The sequence below is a fragment of the Niastella caeni genome (assembly GCF_004834005.1).
GTDB classification, from domain to species: Bacteria; Bacteroidota; Bacteroidia; order Chitinophagales; family Chitinophagaceae; genus Niastella; species Niastella caeni.
The window spans coordinates 481618-500997 of record NZ_STFF01000004.1; the positions used below are offsets into that span (position 1 = coordinate 481618).

Annotated in this window: 12 protein-coding genes; 5 read left to right on the forward strand and 7 right to left on the reverse strand. The window is 45.9% G+C overall.

Annotation, left to right across the window (positions count from 1 at the left end; all coding sequences use genetic code 11):
• Positions 1-10: 10 nt before the first annotated feature.
• From FAM09_RS16925 to FAM09_RS16940, 4 genes are all read right to left on the reverse strand, one after another.
• Positions 11-1477: a RagB/SusD family nutrient uptake outer membrane protein gene (locus FAM09_RS16925; protein WP_136578313.1), complete on the reverse strand. Its 1467-nt coding sequence runs from the start codon at positions 1475-1477 to the stop codon at positions 11-13.
• Positions 1478-1502: 25 nt separating this feature from the next.
• Positions 1503-4973: a SusC/RagA family TonB-linked outer membrane protein gene (locus tag FAM09_RS16930; RefSeq protein WP_208025585.1), complete on the reverse strand. Its 3471-nt coding sequence runs from the start codon at positions 4971-4973 to the stop codon at positions 1503-1505.
• A 112-nt stretch (positions 4974-5085) separates the two neighbouring features.
• Positions 5086-6345 carry a FecR family protein gene (locus FAM09_RS16935; RefSeq protein WP_243751692.1) on the reverse strand — a complete coding sequence of 420 codons (1260 nt, stop codon included), beginning with the start codon at positions 6343-6345 and terminating at the stop codon, positions 5086-5088.
• Positions 6346-6427: 82 nt separating this feature from the next.
• Positions 6428-7033, reverse strand: coding sequence for an RNA polymerase sigma factor (locus FAM09_RS16940; protein WP_136578316.1), 606 nt, complete (start codon positions 7031-7033; stop codon positions 6428-6430).
• Positions 7034-7157: 124 nt separating this feature from the next.
• On the opposite strand from FAM09_RS16940, the gene FAM09_RS16945 reads away from it, so the two are divergent.
• Both FAM09_RS16945 and FAM09_RS16950 read left to right on the forward strand, forming a co-directional pair.
• A complete protein-coding gene (locus tag FAM09_RS16945; protein WP_136578317.1) occupies positions 7158-8375 on the forward strand; it encodes a WG repeat-containing protein in 1218 nt (405 codons plus the stop codon).
• Between the two features lie 8 nt (positions 8376-8383).
• Positions 8384-10888 (forward strand): hypothetical protein, encoded by a 2505-nt coding sequence (locus tag FAM09_RS16950; protein ID WP_136578318.1) that lies wholly within the window; start codon positions 8384-8386, stop codon positions 10886-10888.
• A gap of 42 nt (positions 10889-10930) precedes the next feature.
• Here FAM09_RS16950 and FAM09_RS16955 read toward each other — a convergent pair whose 3' ends face one another.
• Together FAM09_RS16955 and FAM09_RS16960 are read right to left on the reverse strand one after the other, a co-directional pair.
• Positions 10931-11500: a putative glycolipid-binding domain-containing protein gene (locus tag FAM09_RS16955; RefSeq protein ID WP_136578319.1), complete on the reverse strand. Its 570-nt coding sequence runs from the start codon at positions 11498-11500 to the stop codon at positions 10931-10933.
• A complete protein-coding gene (locus FAM09_RS16960; RefSeq protein ID WP_136578320.1) occupies positions 11500-12255 on the reverse strand; it encodes a ThuA domain-containing protein in 756 nt (251 codons plus the stop codon). Before FAM09_RS16960 ends, FAM09_RS16955 begins: the two co-directional genes overlap by 1 nt.
• Positions 12256-12537: 282 nt before the next feature.
• Here FAM09_RS16960 and FAM09_RS16965 point away from each other — a divergent pair, with 282 nt between their 5' ends.
• Positions 12538-13929 carry a hypothetical protein gene (locus FAM09_RS16965; RefSeq protein WP_136578321.1) on the forward strand — a complete coding sequence of 464 codons (1392 nt, stop codon included), beginning with the start codon at positions 12538-12540 and terminating at the stop codon, positions 13927-13929.
• Positions 13930-14066: 137 nt separating this feature from the next.
• Here FAM09_RS16965 and FAM09_RS16970 read toward each other — a convergent pair whose 3' ends face one another.
• Entirely contained in the window at positions 14067-14942 is an 876-nt protein-coding gene (locus tag FAM09_RS16970; protein ID WP_136578322.1) for a hypothetical protein, read from the reverse strand.
• Positions 14943-15124: 182 nt separating this feature from the next.
• Here FAM09_RS16970 and FAM09_RS16975 point away from each other — a divergent pair, with 182 nt between their 5' ends.
• Both FAM09_RS16975 and FAM09_RS16980 read left to right on the forward strand, forming a co-directional pair.
• Positions 15125-15523, forward strand: a complete 399-nt coding sequence (locus FAM09_RS16975; RefSeq protein ID WP_136578323.1) for a hypothetical protein — start codon at positions 15125-15127, stop codon at positions 15521-15523.
• A gap of 88 nt (positions 15524-15611) precedes the next feature.
• Positions 15612-19154: a S8 family peptidase gene (locus tag FAM09_RS16980; protein WP_136578324.1), complete on the forward strand. Its 3543-nt coding sequence runs from the start codon at positions 15612-15614 to the stop codon at positions 19152-19154.
• The last annotated feature ends 226 nt before the right edge of the window (positions 19155-19380 follow it).

Here is a 19380-nt window from a genome sequence, read left to right on the forward strand (position 1 = left end):
TCAGCAATAACTAGTTGTACCTGTTAGCTACCTCACTTACAGGCAATGGCACTACATAATTGTTCAGGCTCATAGTTTTTGTGCCGGTAAGCGCCGCGTGATTAGGTACTGTCGTCATGGCATTTCGCTTATAGTAGAAGAACATTTGTCCTTCACCGAATACCTCTTTTCTGAACTCCCGGGTGATAAAATCTTTCAACTGTGCCGTTGTGGCGGGTGATAAACTAACACAGTTCCTTCCCGTACGCAGCATGTTCAGCCAGGTTGTTGCTTCGCTGAGCGTATTACTGCATTCAGCGGCAATTAGAATAACTTCACTCAGCCTAATCAGCGGCATCATGTTGGCGCCTGGACCTTTACTCGTAACGCCAAACTTAACATGGGTAAGAAAGGAGCCGCTGGTATTGTTTTGGATCATCCATGCTTTAAGCCGGTGGTCGTTCTGATCATCGTACAGTTCATTCCGCCGTACCGGGTTATCGTCATTGTTATTAAAACTCAATCGCATGCCCTGATCAAGGTCTGGCGCGAAGAAGCCCGTGTAAATATTCTGGCGACTGATAGTATATAACGAGAACATCACTTCTGAAATGAACAGGTGATCGAATTCGGGCAATGAGGGGCCGTTATTGGATAATCCTATTTTGAAAATGGGCTTGGCGGGATTAAGCACTGCCGCAAGTACCTCCTTAGCTTCCTTCCCTGCGTTCTCTTTATCCTGCTTCCAGAGATATGCCCTGCCCAGCAGTGCTTTTACAGCATAGTAGTTAAGGCGGTACTGCCTGAAATTAAAATCGTTAATACCATTGACACTGGCGCCATAACGAACTCCATCCGTTATAACCGGATCTGCGTCTTTCAATAATGCAAGAGCCGCCATAAGATCATCGATAACATGTTGCATGATCTCCGCTGAACCAAGTAAGGCAGGCGATTCTGGCCGCGATGAAGTATTATAAGGGATACAGGGCTTTTCTTTATCTGCCTGTGAATAAATGGGACCAAAGAGCCGCAGCATATCAAAATGCAGCATGGCCCTTAATGCGAGCGCCTCTCCTTTCACGATACCGAAATAGGCGCCCGGCAACAACCCGTTGCTGTTTTCCCCGCACCTTTCAATGATCACATTGCAGTTAACAATGAGTTCATATGCTTTTTTCCAAATGTTGTCGAATACGAGTTTTGTATTATCTGATGTGTAGTTAAAAGTTGTGAAGTCGGCAAACCGGTGGGTTGAAAGCGGCATATAATAATACTGCGCCATCACATCGAGGCTACTCATGGTCATGTTTTCACCATAGATGCCGGCATTGGTCAATTCAACATACACACCGTTCAATGCACTCAGGTAGCCATCTCTGGTAGAGAACAACTGATCTTCCGCCAAGCGGTCGCTCGGTTTTACATCGATCCATTTTTTGCAGGATCCAAGTAGAAAGGTTAGCATCAAACAACTGACAATTATTTTTATTTTCATGTATTGTCGTTTTGGTTATGGTCAATTAAAATCGCACCCCTACAGATAAAGAGACCGACCGGGCAAAAGGATAATCAATGCCCCGTTCGTTCTTTACAGTAGACAGCCTGAAAATATCGTTCATGTAAGCCCTGATGGTTACCGAAGAAGCTCTTATCGCCTTCAGCCATCGGGCAGTGGAATTTTCATACCCTACGGAGATAGATTCACCTGCCAGGATATTGTTGTGTGCTACAAAGCGCGATGACATAGGATTTGAACTTATTTCCATTATGGATTTAAACTTTGCGTTGTCGCCGGGTTTTTGCCAGCGATCGTGCAACGCGCGTTTATCCTGGTTCAGCCCTATTTTCTGAAAAGGAATATTTTCCACTTTATCATACAGCGTTTGCATGAATATTTGTCCGCCAATACGGTACCTAAGCGCTACGTTGGCTGAAAAACCTTTCCAGGAAAAGGAAGAACCGATGATGCCTTCCACCTCGGGATCGCTGTTACCCACCACTACCTCATCCTGGTAATTGTGAATGAACGAGTGTAAGCCATCTTTGGTAAGGAACACTTCCCGGCCGGTGGCAGGATCAATACCCTTTGAACGAACGGCCCAGAGATCGGAAGGACTGGCCCCGTCATAATAGCGGGTCATATTTGCCCCTTTGTTCTTTTCATTGAAGTTGGAAAGCGCATTGCCAAAGTCCCTGTATTGAGAACGGAGCCGGCGTGCATTTGCATTAACCATCCAGGTTAGTGCCTTCCGCCGCACCACGGTATAGTTGGCCGTAAGCGTGAAGCCTTTCTGTTCAAGGGCGCCCATATTACCGGTTACGCTGGTGGCCCCTGCAGAAGAAGGCAGTGCTGCAAACACCAGCAACGGATCAGTTGTTTTAATGAAATAGTCGGCATTTATCCGCAGCCGGTTTTTCATTGTTTCCAGGTCAAACCCAATGTTCCGGTCGATCGTTTTCTGCCATTTCAACGAAGGGTTTCCATGGTTCTGAACAATTACACTGGCACCGAAAGGGTTACGGTTCTCATTATTGTACCGGTATACTCTCGTTGAGATATAATCGCTGAAGTTCTGGTTGCCCGGGTTCCCGATAGAGGCCCGCAGGCGGAGGCTGTTCATCCAGTAGAAGGAAGGCTTATTGAAAAATGCTTCCTTGTGAACATTCCAGGCCAGTCCCAATGACCAGATAGTGGTAAACTGCCTGTTGGCCCCAAATACGGAAGCGCCGTCTGAACGCAGGGTGGCATCGAGCAGGTACCGTTCATTAAATGCGTATCCGGTGTTCAGGAAATAGCTGGCGCTCCGTCGCTTCGACTCAAGGTAGGAAGCCCGCCTGGTGTCGGAATAACCAAATGCAAATGCTGCATTGGGAAAATCATCGCTGATGAATCCACGCACTTCGTATGAACTGCCAACCGCAGCCACCTGGCTCAGGCGCATTCCCGTAACTACATTCAGCATATGGTTTTGCGCCAGCAATTTTCCATAGGTAAGCGTAAGATCTCCATCATAGTTCATCTGACGGTCGTTCAATTCATAATAGGTACCCTGCCGTAGCGGGTCGGTCCCGGCAAATTCCGAGTTGAAAGGCGATCTGAATATTTCATCACGAATGGCCAGGCGGTTGATGCCCACCCGGGCGCGCGCCCTCAGTTCATTCAGCAACCGCCATTCTATTTCAAAGTTGTTGGTGAATCCCTGCGATTCGGATTTGTTCACATTATTATTACGCAGGTCATAGAGCGGGTTATAGTAGGTTTCGGTTTTTATGGGCGCTCCGAAATAGGCGGCATATGGAAATGAATTCAACACCTTGTTGATACCGCCCAGCTCATTGTATTTCCTGAAATAGGGATTAGCCCGGGAGAATTGCGAGAACGCAATGGTTTCCCGGGTGGCGTTCACCATATCGATACTTAACGAATTGGTTACCGACAGGCGTCCTTTGCGATAAATAAGCCGAACGTTACCATTGGTAAGCTTGCGGCCCGAACCTTTCATTACACCCTGGTTTTCGCCAAAGGCAAGCGACACGCCGTAACGCAGGTTGGCATCGCCCCCTTCGGCAAATAAGGTATGCCGTTGTGTAATGGCAAAACGCAATGGTTCGTTCATCCAGTACGTGTTCACACCACGCCTTACTTCAGCCAGCAGGGCATTGTATTTTGCATCCGCCTCGGGTGTAACAAAGTTACCGCCGGCATCTATAGAGCCCAGGAAAGCGGTTTGCTTTTCGAACTCCAGTTTCTCTTCTGCATTCATCAGGTTATAATCGCTGAGGTCGGGTATGCTGTAAGTGGTATTGAGGTTATAGTTCAACTGCAGGCGGCCGGGCGTTGGTTTCCTTGTTTCAACCACCACTACCCCATTGGCCGCCTTTGAACCGTAGATTGCCGTGGCAGCCGCATCTTTCAGCAACGTAATACTTTCAATACGGTCCATGCTGAAATCGCTGATGATCTGCAGGGTGCTTTCAAAACCGTCAAGGATAAATAATGGCTGGTTAGGATTGGTGCCATATTGTTCCGTTAAACCGATCACGCTGCTCTTGCCCCTGATCTCTATATCCGGTAAACGGTTAGGGTCTGAACCAAAGGTTGTGTTCTCTATGATGGCAAACGATGGATCTAGCGTTTTCAATGCCTGTAACGGGTTCTGGTTGCCTACCACCTTCAGTTCCTTTGCAGTAAAGGTTGTTGATGAACCGGTGAAACTTTCTTTTTTACGCTGGTAGATCCCTGTTACCACCTGGTCTTTCATGGCGGTAACGGACTGTACCATTTTAATAGTGAGCCGGTCGCTGGTTTTTATCCGCACTTCCATTTGCTCGTGGCCTACGGCAGAAATAACAAGCGTTTGTCCCGTAGCGGCGCGTATTGAAAATGCGCCTTTGGCGTCGGTAGAAACTCCCCTGAACGTGCCTTTCACCAGCACGCTGGCGCCGGTAATCGGTTCGCCGAACTCGTTAGTTATTACGCCCGAAATGGTGCGCGTGCTATCGGCGGGGGCAATATCGGTTGCAGGCAATGCTGCAACTGGTTTGCGGCTGAGTGTAATGGTCTTTCCCTCGGTGCGGTAATGCAGCGGCTGGTCTTTCAATGCCGCCTGTAAAAATTCGTTGAGCGGCATGTTGTGCACCGAAATGGTTACGGGCCTTGTGTTTGTCAGGAGTTGCTTGTTGTAGAAGAACACAAAGCCGGTTTGTTTCTCCACCGCTGAAAACAAATCTTTCAGTGAAAGTCCGTTCGCCGACAAGGTCACAGTTTGCGAAAAGGTGTTTGCCGAAACGGTTAATGAAGTAGTAAAAAGAAAAAGGATTACAATTCTCATAGCTTTACTTATTGAAGCTGTGAGCAGTGAAGCAGCGCCGGCAGGTTTGCCCGGGGCCGGCACTTCGGAGTTATACCAGTGACATACCTCCTCATGTGAACATGGCCTGGCTAATAAAAAAGGCGCAATACACTGATCACAAGCAGCAGTTTTGGGCATACTTTTATTGCAGTTTGGTTGGTTAATAAATGCTTGCTGAACGCTTAAGGCGGAACGCTAAACGCAGAACGCAAAAGGCAGTCTAATAAAAAGTATTAGCGTTAAGCGTTTTTCATGGTAATACAATCAGTTTACGGCCTTCTATCCTAAAATGCACTTCCATCTCCTGCAGGGATTTTAGTAATCCCGACAAACTAACATCGTTGCTCATTTTACCGCCGAACCGGATATCAGGAATGGCTTTTTCGTACACTACTTCTATATCGTACCAGCGCTCCAATTGTCGCATCACTTCTTCCAGGCTGGCGTCTTCGAAATTGAAGAAGCCGCTTTTCCAGGCCACCGCTTTATCTACATCTGCATTGTCACGAATCGTCAATTCAGCCTTTACTAAAGTTCCGTTGGGCAGGCGTGAATCATGGGTAAGAACAGCCTGTGCACCGGGCTTTAGTATTGCCGATTGCTTCTTAGCGGAACCGGTTGCCGGTTGATAGTTAAATTTCACTTTACCTTCGATCAATGTTGTCGTTATGGCTGTTTCATTAGCATAAGCATTCACGTTGAACCGGGTGCCCAATACTTCCACTTCGGCCTCCCCGGGGGCTCCAGGCCGGGGGGGAATAGTAATTTTAAAAGGCATTTTGGTATTTCGAACTACTTCAAAATATACTTCGCCGGTTACCACCACCAGCCGTTCGCTACCTGAAAACACTGTAGGGTACCGCAGCGAACTGGCGGCGTTCAGCCACACTTTTGTTCCATCGGGCAGTATCAGTTGAAACTGCCTGCCTTTAGGCGTTGTGAGGGTATTGTAAACCGGGGCAGCCGGCCTTGCGCCCATTGTATAGGCCAGCGCTTTGTTTTTCAGTACTACCTGTGTTCCGTTCTGGGTGGTTATAACGCCGTTTCCCAAACTGTCAAGCACTACCTGTCTGCCATCGGCAAGCGTTAAAATGGCGCCATCTTTTCCTGGAGGGATATCCGCCGGTGTTTCTACCTTCACCACCGGAACAATGTCTTTTTTACTATTCAGCAAAAGATATCCGCCAATGCCTGCTAACAACAGCGCCAATGCGGCCACCCAACCCCAACGCTGCAGCGAGCTTATCCTTCGAACGGGGGCCACAGGCATACCTTCGCTTATACCCTTGCGGACCTTCGACAAGATGATGGCCTCATTGTTTTCCACTTCTTCCTGGTGGTATGAAAGGATCAACTGCCGCATTTGTTCCTCATCATCGATGGATGCAAACAGGCGGCGGTTTTGTTCAGACTGTGAAAGCCACTGGTTAAGCTGCTCCTGCTCAGCATCGGAAAGATTGCCCTGCAGGTGCTTCGTTAAAAGATCAATAAGGTTGTTAATGGTTGTCATATGCATCTACTACAATCGGGCAAGCCCAATCAACCATTCCAATGTGAAGTTTTTATGATTTTTTTTTGAGAGGAGCGCCGTATCAGGAAGGATCGTAGTACTTCAGCAGCAACAGCGACAACAACATGAAGTCTTTACCCAGCGCCAACTGCAATAACCGTACTGCAGTGACCCGCTGATTGGTTACGGTTTGTGCTTTTATCTGCAGCCGTTCGGCAATTTCGGCAGGCTTTAATCCATCGCGGTAAGAAAGCAGAAAAACCTCCTTCATGCGGGGAGGCAGTTTATTTACTTCTGCATAGATCCTGCGAACGAGTTGAAGCTGTACCTGCTCTTCGAAGAAATCGCCCTGCTCGCATTCATTGAGCTGGCGGAGCAGGTCTTCCCGGCGGCCGGCTTTCATTTGCCGGTGCTTTAGCAGGTTATAGCATTTGTTGCGGAGGGTTACGTATAAAAATGCCGCTATGGCATCAAGGGTGGGAAAAGTATCGTGTTGCTGCCAGAGCTGAACAAAAGATTCTGCTGTAAGGTCGCGGGCATCTTCCTTTTCCTCCACATATTTCCGGGCAAACCAGTACACCCGCTGGTATAAATGCCTGTATACCGTTGTAAACGCTTCCTCGCTTCCGGCGCGGAACTGTTGCATCAATACAACTTCATCGTGTATTTCATTCTTTGTAAATGTCACCAGGTGCCGGAAAACCTTTTAAAGGGTAATAATTACAGTTAAGATAAGTACATTTTGCTGGCATGCGCAAGATAGGGACAAAATAACGAGCAGTTGTATATCTTTATGGCCGTAAAACCTATATATGAAAGCGCTCGTTTATCTGTGCCTGATGCTCTGTACCCTTGCAGGTACTGCCCAAACCACCCTTTACCCCTATTCCGATGGTAAACTTTGGGGATTGACCAATGCCAACCGGGATGTTATTACCCCGCCCCAATTCGATACCATTGACTTTTTCTACGGTTCAACTGCCATTCTTGCGGTAAAAAACAAAAAATACGGCACCATCGGCCGCGATGGAAAAACGCGTATCGACTTCACCTACGATAAGATCATCGAGCTGCCTGAAGGCTTAGGCCTGGGAGCGCAAAAAGGGAAATACCTGTTGCTGAACCTGGAAACGAATAAGCTCGTATCACCTGCCGCCTATGACACGCTTAATGAATATTGTCGTTGCGAAGAAAAACTGTTTATTGCAACCAGGGGCGGCAAAAAGGTGATCATCAGCGGCATCACCGGTAAACAGGCCGGACAAACCGCTTATGATCAGGCCCGGTTCTATAACCGCAAAGAGGGATCAAGAGCTATTGTAAAAACCGGCGGCAAATATGGCCTTATCGATACAAAAACAGGCGCTCCGGTCATTCCCGTCAAATACGACAAGCTGGAAGTAACCTATCGCAATTACAAGGACGTAGTTCAGGTAACAGCCAAAGGAAAAACCCAATATCTCGACTTCGATGGTAAACCAGTAGCAGAGGAGCCCAGGCCGGAAACTGGTGAGGAAGAAACCGTCATGGGGCTTGGCGTTGTTGAAGCGCCAGCCGACGAAGATTATGGGAAAGACCTCTATGTATACAACCTGGGTAATAACAACTGGAAGCTGACCATTGAAAACCGCAGCAACGGTGGCGCCAAAGTTTTCCAAACCTTCAATGTGCAGGGATATACTTCCGTTACTAAAATGGCGTATCGCAACTGGGATAGCCAAATGCCCGCTATTATAAAAGCCATAAAAGATGGTAAGGCCGGCATCATTGGTCTTAAAGGCGACGTGCTGGTCCCTTTTGAATATGATAACATAGAAGAGGCAGAAGGCGAATCTTATTATAGAACGACGAAAGATAACAAGGTGGGCGTATTGAAAAATAATCTTGCTGAACTCAGGAAACCGGTACTGAAGCGGGTAGTGAAAGAAGAATACAGGTTTAACGCGTACCTGGTGGAATTGCCCAATGGCCAGCGTGGATATATGGACCAAAAAACAGGTAAGATCTATATTCCCGGCATAGAAGAATAACCTACACTATGAGAAAAAAACTTCTTACAGGCAAAGCGCTGCTGCTTTGCCTGCTGTATTTCACCACTGTGCACGCGGCGCCTGTTCCCGCCAACCTGTACGGCCACTGGCTCAGGACAGACGGCAGCAATCGTTTTGTCATTGGTATTTATGCCAATACGGTTTGTTATGAAAATGAAACCTGGCGCATCAGCTCGGCTAAGGAAGTGCAGGGCCGCTGGCAGCTACGTTTGGAACATGGCAGCAAAACCGCCCTGGTTACTTTACAGCGCAAAGACAGCACCACGCTCCTGTTGGGCGACGGCAGGCAGCAGGAGTTAAAGAATATCCGCACTTTCAATTACAGCTATCACCCCGAACAACCGTCTTTTTGCCAACCCTTGTTTACAGAAGGCAGTGCCCTGTTAAAAGGCCTGGTGCAATGGAAAGGAAAGCGCCGGGAGAAAGAAAATTATGTGCAGCTATCCTATAACGATATGCGCACCGGCAATGTAGAATATTTATTTGCCGATCTCGACAGCCTGAATAGTTTCAGCCTGCGCATCCCCCTGCATATGCCGGTGTTCTGCAGCATTTCCATCGGATCACTTGAGGTAAACAACTTCCTGGTACAACCAGGAGATACGCTATTGCTTGCATTTAACACTACCATTTCGCTGGACGATGCCAACCCGGACTATAACAAGCTAACGCAACGGGTCTCCTTTATGGGTTCAGGCGCCGCGTTCAATAACCAGTACCAGCACTATGTGAAATATGCAAGCCATTTGAATATTCAACCGGTAAAATCGTCTTCATCGTCTGATCGGGATATGCCCGTGCTGGTAAAGAAGCAGCAGCAATTTAACCAGTACAGTAAATTATACGATAGCATCCTTAACCGCATAGACCTCGTATATCCTGCTTATGTAGCCGAACAGCGGGTCATCGATTTTATAAAAGCAGAAGCCCGGTACAGGTGTGTACTGGCAATACTTGAGGACAGGGATACAGACAGCAGCTACTTACAGAAGATGTATGAACAATACCTTGCGGGGGAAACGCCACTGGCCCTTATGCACGGCAACTTTTACAAGCTCGCAGGTATTTATGCCGACCGTTTGCACCATAGTCGTTTTGGTAACTGGCGTTCCTATTCGGTGCCTTTCGATAAAATGGCGGAGCGTGTGCAAAAGGATTACGGGCAGTTGTTGTCGCAAGGTTTCATGGAGAAGTACAATGAGATACAGAAAGACCGGAATTCTATCGACAGGATGAAGGATTCGGTTGTCATTGAAAAGTATTTTAACGGTAACCGCGAGGAAGCCCAGAACTTCCGGTATATCTTTAAAAAAATAACCAACGAGTTCCGGAAAGAAGCGCTCGATTCCACCGCTTATCGCCTTTATGAAAGAACAATTCCCAATGCCTGTTTGCGTTTTGCCGCCAACCTGAAACAATTGCAGGGCAATTCCTGGGACGACGACGAAATCCCGATGCCCTCGTTATACCGGATAGCTATTTTCAAACACTATAGCCAGTTGCCTGAGATGCCTGATCAGCAGGTAGCCTCCGTTAATACGGCGCAGGCGCTGACGCTGGCTGCGGCCAGTATTGAATTAAAGCTGGACACCCAGCGCATCCGCCAGATCGATCATGAATCGGAATGGCAGACCGCATTGAAGGCTTATCGGGGTAAAACAGTAGTTATCTGGACCTTCAACCATTTCTTCCGAAAAGAATATGCTACCCGCGCTATGTATGAACTGAAGAAAATGCAGGCGCGTTACCGCGGAAAAAACGTGGTGTTCCTGAAATGCATTCAACAGCGCCACCGAAGCGACAGAACAAAAATATTATTGCAATACCTGGATATTTTTAATGCACATGGCCAGTTGAACGATCTGTTTTACATTGAACGCAAAATGAGTGTGGGCGCAATTATGGAAGAATCTATCAATGATTGCTGTGCCATTTATAATACTTCAGGGCAGGCGCATCATCCAAGTCATTATACCAGGAAACGGGAGAAGCGTGATTATGACAATTTCACCCTGGCTGGCGAACTGGACAGCGTACTGGCCGGAAAAGGGCATTATTATGAAGGAAAGGCTGACAATTACCTACAGGCTGACGACAGAATGGGATATACAATATTAGGCACGGGTAAAACCTGGACTTTATACGACTCAACCGGCCGTTATTATCTATACAGATCTGATGAGCCTGAAAAGCCGGTGTATGAACTTAACTATGACAGCGTATACCACCTGCTGTCGTTCATGAAGGATTCCATCTGGTTGGAAAGTAAACTGGTTTTTCACGAGGAGCCGCCATCAAAAAGCAGGGAAAGACAATTTTTTAGTTTGCCCAGGTATTCAAGGGAACATAAGTTTACCAGTCCGTTTCGTATTTATAAGTACGATCGGCACAAAAAAATATTGAACGTGTATGATGACAAGAAGAAATTGTACCGCGCTTTCCGGGTGGTCTTTATCAATCCTGAATGCCTGGTGCTGGAACTAATGCCTTAGGGCTTACCGGCCATCAGGAATAAATTAACCGGCGCTGTGTGGTCAGCATGTACTCCTCAACGCCTCAGTCCTCACAAACAACGCCGGATAGTCAACCACAAACCCTGATTCGTCGACAAGGATGTTGGCTTCAAAATCGTTGGGGATATTCTCGTAGTGATATTCGGTAGCTGAGAGGCAGCTATATTTTTGGCGAACGGGTGTAATTTTTTGTTCCAGAAGGTCGCAATAGATCACCTGAATTTCCTGGGACTGATGTTGTTTTAGTTGAAGTCTGCGGATAGGCAAGGTATTAGTGAAAGGCGTGAGGGGAATATCGATGTCAATGCAGCCGTTGAATTGTTCTGCTTTTTGGCCGTCTTTGGTCCAATTCCCTTTTCCGTCTCCTTCATAGCTTATTAACTGGGCCTGGTTGTTATGCCGGCTATTGATCTCAAAGAACACCGTTTCCCATTGTTCGTTCGTTTTGATCAGGTATTCTACTTTGTAAATTTTTCCTTCATAGGCGCCTACAATGGTTGAGGTGATAGTTGCACCGGTTGCGTTATCATCAATCAAACAATTCTCCAGTGAGTAGTATTCCCGTCCTGTCCACAGTATGTTGGTCTGCATTACTTTTTTCTTTGTTTGGCAGACCACTCAATGGCCTGCTGTATCAGTTTGCGATAATTGGGATTTGAATAACCCGAAGGCCCGTGGCCCAATTGTATATATATAACATCTGACTTTCCGTAATGGTTGACCCAGGCAAGATAGCGCATGCTTTTAGGGTGCGTAGTACTGAGTAATGGTTTTACCTGCGGTAATATTTCAACTCCACCATACACTTCATCAACTATTTCAAAATCACTAATACCCTTTGCTATTGGATGCTTTTTATCTTCCACCTTCACGGGGATGGTCACGTCGTGTTCATAGCTGGTTTTCAGGGTGTCGCCATTTACTACAACCGGGCGGGTGTGGTATTGTCCGCCGACGATCTTAATGAACTCGGGCCAGTTTTGGTACGATACCAATGCATGATGAAGAAAGATCATGGAGGCGCCTTTTTTTAGCAGGCTGATATAGGCTTCCTGCTGTGCGGGTGAAATGGAATCGGGGACCATATCGTAAAATACGAGCACATCGTATTGCCTAACTTCAGGTGAAGCGATGAAGGCATTGGCCTGGGGTTGAACCAGGGTGTCGTATGTAATGGAAGGGATGGCATTAAAAACGTCGTAAAAAGGTTGGTGTTTGAATCCGTGGCCACCGGTTATGATAAGCACCTTTATTTTTTGTTGCTGTGCGAAAGAGGGAAGCGTACATCCTGTGAGTAAAACGAGGAGCATGACGGTTGTTGGCAGGAAAGCGGCATTTTTTTTCATCCTGTTAAATTACGAATTATTGCAGGCATTAATATGAATAGGATTACCGTAATATTGAACGGAATTAGCATCACCATTGCAATGGAGTTGCCTAACGTATATAACTTTTATTTTGTGCCAAACATATTGAATTAGCGATTCTGAGATCCCTTGAGCAAAAATTATTAAGTTTTAATTGTTCGTTTACATGATCAAAAGAATATACCGAAAATAAATGTATTTGAGCAAGAATAGTTTCTTTATTTAGGGCTACTTACAATCCGAGACCAATTTAAATATCATATGTTAAAAACCATGCCCATCAACTGTACAACAGTTGTTTCGTTCTTTCCTGTTTCTATCCAGCATGCCTTCATCAAGTGCCTGTTCTTTTTCATGTGTTTGTTTTTTACTGGTGCTCTTTCTGCCCAGGACCTGGTTGTTACTGGAGGTTTCTCCGGAGGATTTTCCGGGAACTGGAGCCACACCAATTGCAACATGGAAACAGCCGCAGAAACAGTTTATGGTGGTACTGATGTATCTAACTATGTTGCTGAAATTGACCAGGATAACTGTTTTCAGCAGACTATATGCATCATACCTGGAACCACCTATACGGTCAGTCTGAAATCTTCCAGGGTAATAAACAGCCTAACACCCTCCAATCCCGGCTTTGTAATTACAGTTACAGGTTTAATTACCAGTACTGTTTTTCTTAATCAAACAACTTATCGAAATAATACCACATGGGACCTGGCTACCTCCACCTACACATTTACCATTCCATCAGGTAGCGCTGAACGTTACATTACCTTGAGATTTGATCACCCGTCGGACTTATTAAGTGAGAACGGTGTCGTATTGGATGATATTGAATTACATCCTCCTGCAGATATGTTTATAACGGGTATAAATGGTCAAACCATAGTAGTAAGAGATTCAATATATCATCTGGGATTGGCTAATGCCCTGACCGGTATAACGTATGATTGGGATTTTGATGCCGGTTCTACGCCTGCTACTTCAACCAGCGCCACGCCTTCTGTTAGCTGGAATACGACTGGGGCAAAGAACCTCAGTGTTGCCATACAAAATGGATCCTGTACAGTATACAGGTTTGGGCTGTCTTTCCTCGCGCAGGGTACCCTGCCGCTTCAATTCACCAGCCTTACCGGTAATGTTATAAATGATAAGGCCACTTTAAACTGGTCTACCTTTGATGAAAATAATACCAGCCATTTTGTTATTGAGCGGTCTGTCAATGGCGTTCAGTACGAATCTATTGGCACGGTGAAATGCTATAATATGCCCGGATCACATTCGTATTCGTTTACAGATCCCAAATACAGTTCGCCTTCTTTTTACCGGTTGAAACAAGTGGATATTAATGGGCTTGCCCAGTTCTCATCTGTAGTTATCATAAAAAAGGCAACTGATGTGGTTGACGTAAACCTCTATCCTTCCAGGGCCGGAAATGCTGTTACGTACGCTATTACTATAAAGCAACCGGCAACAGCCACTATGCAGATCGTGAATACTGTTGGCCAGGTAATAATTAATCGGAGCATTAAATTATCGCAGGGTGTGAATGTGCAAACGCTGGATGTTTCTCAATTGTCAGTGGGACAATACTTTTTAAGCCTAAGTATACCCGGTCATGTAAACGGCATTAGTAAGCCTTTCATAAAAAATTAATAAAACAACGGGAACGATCAGTGATTTTTTAATTACTGACCGTTCCTAAATACACTGTCTGACTGCTGACTTCTATTGGCTACAACAAAGGTGGCTCCATCCAGATTCAATAAAATGATTGTAAATGCAATAAAATATCAATAATTCGAATCACTTACCTGGTTTATGATCGCCATTATTATACACAAAAGTAAAAGGATTCCCAGTACTAATACAAAGGCAATAAGTGCTTCATTCAAACTATATTTTACCTTATGGATCGTTCCTTCCCGCACATCGATATATTTTGCGTTTGTGTCATCATCTTTAAAAACATACCGGTTATTTGAAGCGGGGTATTGCCCTGACCAAACTTTCATACCTTTTCTTAAAGGAGGATCTAAACCTGGTATTGAATCAATAGTAATATCTCCCCTGTCGGTTACGTAGGTATTTCTTATGTAAAGTTGATTAACCTTACTGTCACTTACATCAAAATAGAATTCGTTATCGGCAGTTTTATAGGTGCCATTGGGCACTGCCATGCCATTCATCCGCACCACAGAACCTTGCTGAAAGCCTGTTGAGTATTCATTCTCAAACTCTATCTCTTCTCCGGAATCAAGTTGTATCCATCCCAAATGCTGCTTGGCAGCCACCAGTTTTTTAAGGTATTTTTCAACATCAAGGTCTGGAATGATATTTTCGTTTGCTAACGCCCAGGGCGTTTCCTTTGAACCGTCTTTTTTTAATAATAATACCCCTTTATCAAAAAATGCAAGATTGAATAAGAGGTTAATTGAGCTACTTTGGATCAACAGACTTTGTGCTGCTGCTATATATTCCCAGGTGCCTGTTTCAACATTACCATTCACCGATTGAATGAGTCGGCCATCCCGGCGGAAAATAAATTGTTGCTTGTCGGGGTAATTGCCTGTATAGATCCAGGGTTGATCAACCAGCATTTCTTTTTTCTCGAGCGATTGGCTAAACTGTATCAGCCGGGGTAACAGGTTTTGCAAATAATTATGCATGGTTAAGGTATATTGGCTTATGAATTTTTAACAGGTTAAGTTACAGCATTTTTATACAACGGGATAGAAACGTATATATTTTTAGAAGGATATAAAATAATCTTTAATGGTGAATACATAATTACTACTGCCGGTAACGCACCCTTTACGTAATTAGCTTAACTTACATAAAACTCCCTCCAATGCCTGGCCTTACCAAACTGGCGGTTTTATACCTTTCCTGCGTTTTCCCTTTTGTACTATCGGCACAAAACGCACAGCCAGAAAACAAGATCGACCTGCCATTCAGCATCCTGATAGCGCAACAAAAATCCGCTGATTCTGTAAGCCGGAAAAAAGGAGCCCATCTTAAAGCCTGCTTTGGTAAAATGCGATTAGTTGACACGTCAGCAAAAAAATACGAATGTATCATCTATACCAGCAACCCTTCGGTGTTAAGGAAAGTGGGTATTATTGTTCAATCTGAGTTAACCGGGTTTGTTACGGCGTTGGCTACCCTACAACAGATAGAGCTGGCGGCAGCAATGAAAGAGGTAAGGTTTATTAAAGCGCCTGAGCATCTTGACCTACATAAGAATTAAGTCACAAGCCAAAATTTGTTGCGGCGCCGACAAAAGTTTTCTTTAATTTTCATTTTACTTATACCTATCAACATCAAAACCTTAATCTATGTGGAAATTTACCCCGTGTGGAGTTTCACGTTCTGTGAAGCTCCGTTCTGCTTTGTATTTTCATAAAAAAACAATCCTGCTTTCTTTATTTGCCGTTCTGTTATACGCATCCGGCTCTGCGCAGGTTCGAACCCCTGAAGACAAAATTGATCCTGCCTTCAGATTTGCCATGGCGCAACCAAAACCCGGCGAGCGGCAGGTGCCACACCCCGATTTAAAAATTACACCAACAAAAGTGTTGGCGGCTGCTGGCCAACCTGCCGAAGAACGGTACGACTGCATCGTTTATACAACCGATGTAGCAACGCTTCGCAATAATGGTGTATTGGTAAACTCGGTGCTGCCCCAATTTGTAACGGCCTGGGCTACACTGCAACAAATAGAACAGTTGTCAAAACTGACCAGCGTTAATTACATAGCGGCGCCGGTATTTGATGAACTGCACAACGACATTGCCGTGGCCAGCAGCGGCGCTGCCCTGTTGCACCAGGGAAAACTGAACAATACCGTGTACAAAGGCAAAGGCGTTATTGTGGCTATTTTCGATTCGGGCATTGACTGGAGGCATCCTGATTTTCGCGATCCGGATGATACTACCAAAAGCCGTATTCTGCGCATTTGGGACCAAACCATATCGCCTATTGACGGAGAAAATTCTCCCGTTGGCATGAACTATGGCGTTGAATACGCCCAATATCAGATCAATGATGAATTGGATGGAACGCCTACCGGTTATGTACGCGAACGCGACATTAACGGACATGGTACTCACGTAGCTGGTACCGCCGTGGGTAACGGAGCCGGCATTCCCGTTACCCGTAAATACACCGGCATGGCGCCTGAAGCCGACATCGTGGTTATAAAAGGCGGTAATGGTTCTTTTTCCACTACTAACATCATCAACGGAATGACCTATTTAAAACAACTGGCTACCGATTTGGGTAAACCAGTTGTATTGAATATGAGTTTGGGCGGCCAGTTTGGTGCGCATGATGGTACCAGGGATTACGAACTGGCAGTAGATGATTTTACTGCTTCGGCTCCCGGCCGGGCAGTGGTTATTTCTGCCGGGAACGATAATGGCAGTAACATCCACAACCAATTGTCAATTGCAGCACTCGACTCTGCAACCATCACCTTCAATGTACCGGCTGGTACTTCGGGTGCTGATGTGTTTGATTACCGGGTTTATTTAAACGACAACAGTGATGTAACAGCTACTTTTTCAGCGCCGGGCGGCGGTGGATCGGTAACAGCAACTGCCGGCCTGGTTACGTTTGCGCCCGTATTGGGCAATGGTTTTTTTGCTGTTGTAAGAAATGTGACGGAAATAGGCAATGGCGACCGGTATATAGATGTATATATTCAGCGAAACGGAAGCAATGCCGTCAATCCGGGTGGTGTGTGGACGCTTTCACTCACCAACAATACGACGAATGCCCTTTCATTACATGGCTGGATCTATTACAAGAATGCCTTGTATGGTGCAACAACGGTGGCAGGCGGTAACAACGACTACCTGGTAGGGTCACCCGGAAATGCCAGTACAGCCATTACGGTTGCTTCTTATGTAGGAAGGCCTTCCTGGTATACCTTCGGCGCCAATGGCGCATTTTATTCTCCTACGGCCAGAATGGATGACATTTCCCCGTTCAGTTCTCATGGCCCCCGCAGAGACGGTGTTTTAAAACCTGAGATCGCGGCCGTTGGCCAGCATGTAATTTCGGCGTTCTCTTCCAGCAGCGCTGCAGCTTTACCGGATATAATCTACCCGGGCCGGTATAGAAAGAATCAGGGCACCAGTATGTCGGCGCCTGTTGTAACGGGTGCCTTAGCGCTTTTGCTGCAGGCAAACCCTACGGCAAGCGTTTCGCAATTACGCACAACCCTGTTCAATAATACTTCAACAGATTCAATGACCCAGGTAGCCGGCGCTTCGCCTAACACTACCTGGGGATATGGCCGCCTTGATGTTTATAAGGCTGCTGGTTCTGTTTTCAATTGTTCACCGGTAAATCGTAAAACCTATCAATACGATGCCTCCAATCTTGTTACACAGGATGTTCAGGTAAACCTCACCACCCAACGGGTAGCCGTACGGTTTACTCCGGATATAAGTGGCCGGTTGGCCGGCGCCTATTTCCATCCATTCATTCTCAAAACAGCGTTGAAGATGGAAGTGCGGGCAGATAGTGCCGGTATACCAGGTGCTTTACTGGGAACGCTTAATGTGCCCGACACTGCTATTATGGCCTTTACGTGGAATTATGTTGATCTCAGCGATCTCGATATTCCTGTTACCAACAGCAGCGATTATCATATAGTGCTTTATCGCGATTCCATCAGTTCGGCTACCTGGAGCATGCGCCGGGAAAACACCAGTCTCGACAACCGCTCGCTGCTTTCACTTGATGGCGCTTCGTGGATAAGCCAGGCCTTTGATTACAAAATACGTTCTGTGGTGTACAGCAATCCGCAGTTAACCGGCAACCTTGTCACAAAAAATTCGTCAACCAGCAGAGACATTGCTACTACCAACCTGTTTATCGACAGCAGTTGTAAATTGATCGCGCAGGTAACACCTGCAGGCGCCAGTGCGGTGAGTGGTACAGTTACTGCCAACGTATGGAAAGAATCAAGAGTGCCTCATGACTGCGGGATTCCCTTCGTTGCAAGACATTACCAGATTGTACCAGCAGCTAATGCCGACACTGCTACCGGCCGGGTTACCTTGTACTTTACACAGGCTGAATTTTCTGCATTTAATGCCGATCTGCTCAGTTTCCTGAACCTGCCCGCCAATGCAACAGATAGTTTGGGCAAGGCTAACTTACGCATAGCCAAATACAAGGGGACCAGCGGCAATGGCACCGGTTTACCCTGCAGTTACGATGGTGATGCCACCCTGATTGATCCGGCAGACAGCGATATCGTATGGAATGCCAGTGCCAGCCGTTGGGAAGTAACATTTGATGTATCCGGTTTCGGCGGATTTGTCGTGCAAACCCATCGTTCCTTCTTCCCATTGGTTGAAAACCTGAATGGACATTCACAGGGAAGGGCCAATGTACTGGATTGGATCTTCAGGTGTTTACGTAAATGGACAATGTTTGAAATTGAGACAAGCAGTAATGGTAAAGATTTCAGCAGCATTGGCAGATCGAGAGGTTGGGATGGCTGCCGCAACGCGTTTAATTTCAGACACGAAACACCGCAAAATGGAAATAATTACTACCGCATTAAAGTGACCGATAACGGTTCCGTATCTTATTCCAATATCATTTTGTTGCAGAATGAAAGCTCAACTGCTACCACCCTGTATCCGAGTGTTATTAAGAAAGGAGAAAGCATACAAGTGGTTTGTGCCGAAAATGAAGGCGTGTTGAGAGTAATGGACGCCACCGGAAGATTGGTATACAGCCGGGTTGTTACAAAAGGCAATCAAAGTATAACATTGCCGGTAACAGAAAGCGGCCCATATTTCTACAGCATACAAAACAACCGGGGCAAACTAACCTCCGGTAAATTGATAATTCAGTAAGAACGTTTTTAAAACAATTCAGCGGCCCTTTTCAGCTAATTGAAAAGGGCCGTTTTGTTTTAGGAGGGTGCAGGTAATACTTTTTTGACGAAGTGGTATTTTGTTTGCAAGGGTTGACCATTCTTACCCTTTGAATAGACAATTAATAGCCTGAATTATCATTTTTATCCCTAATAATAAACGCTGAGTTACCCTGCTTTGACCAATTACTATTAATTTCATCCTG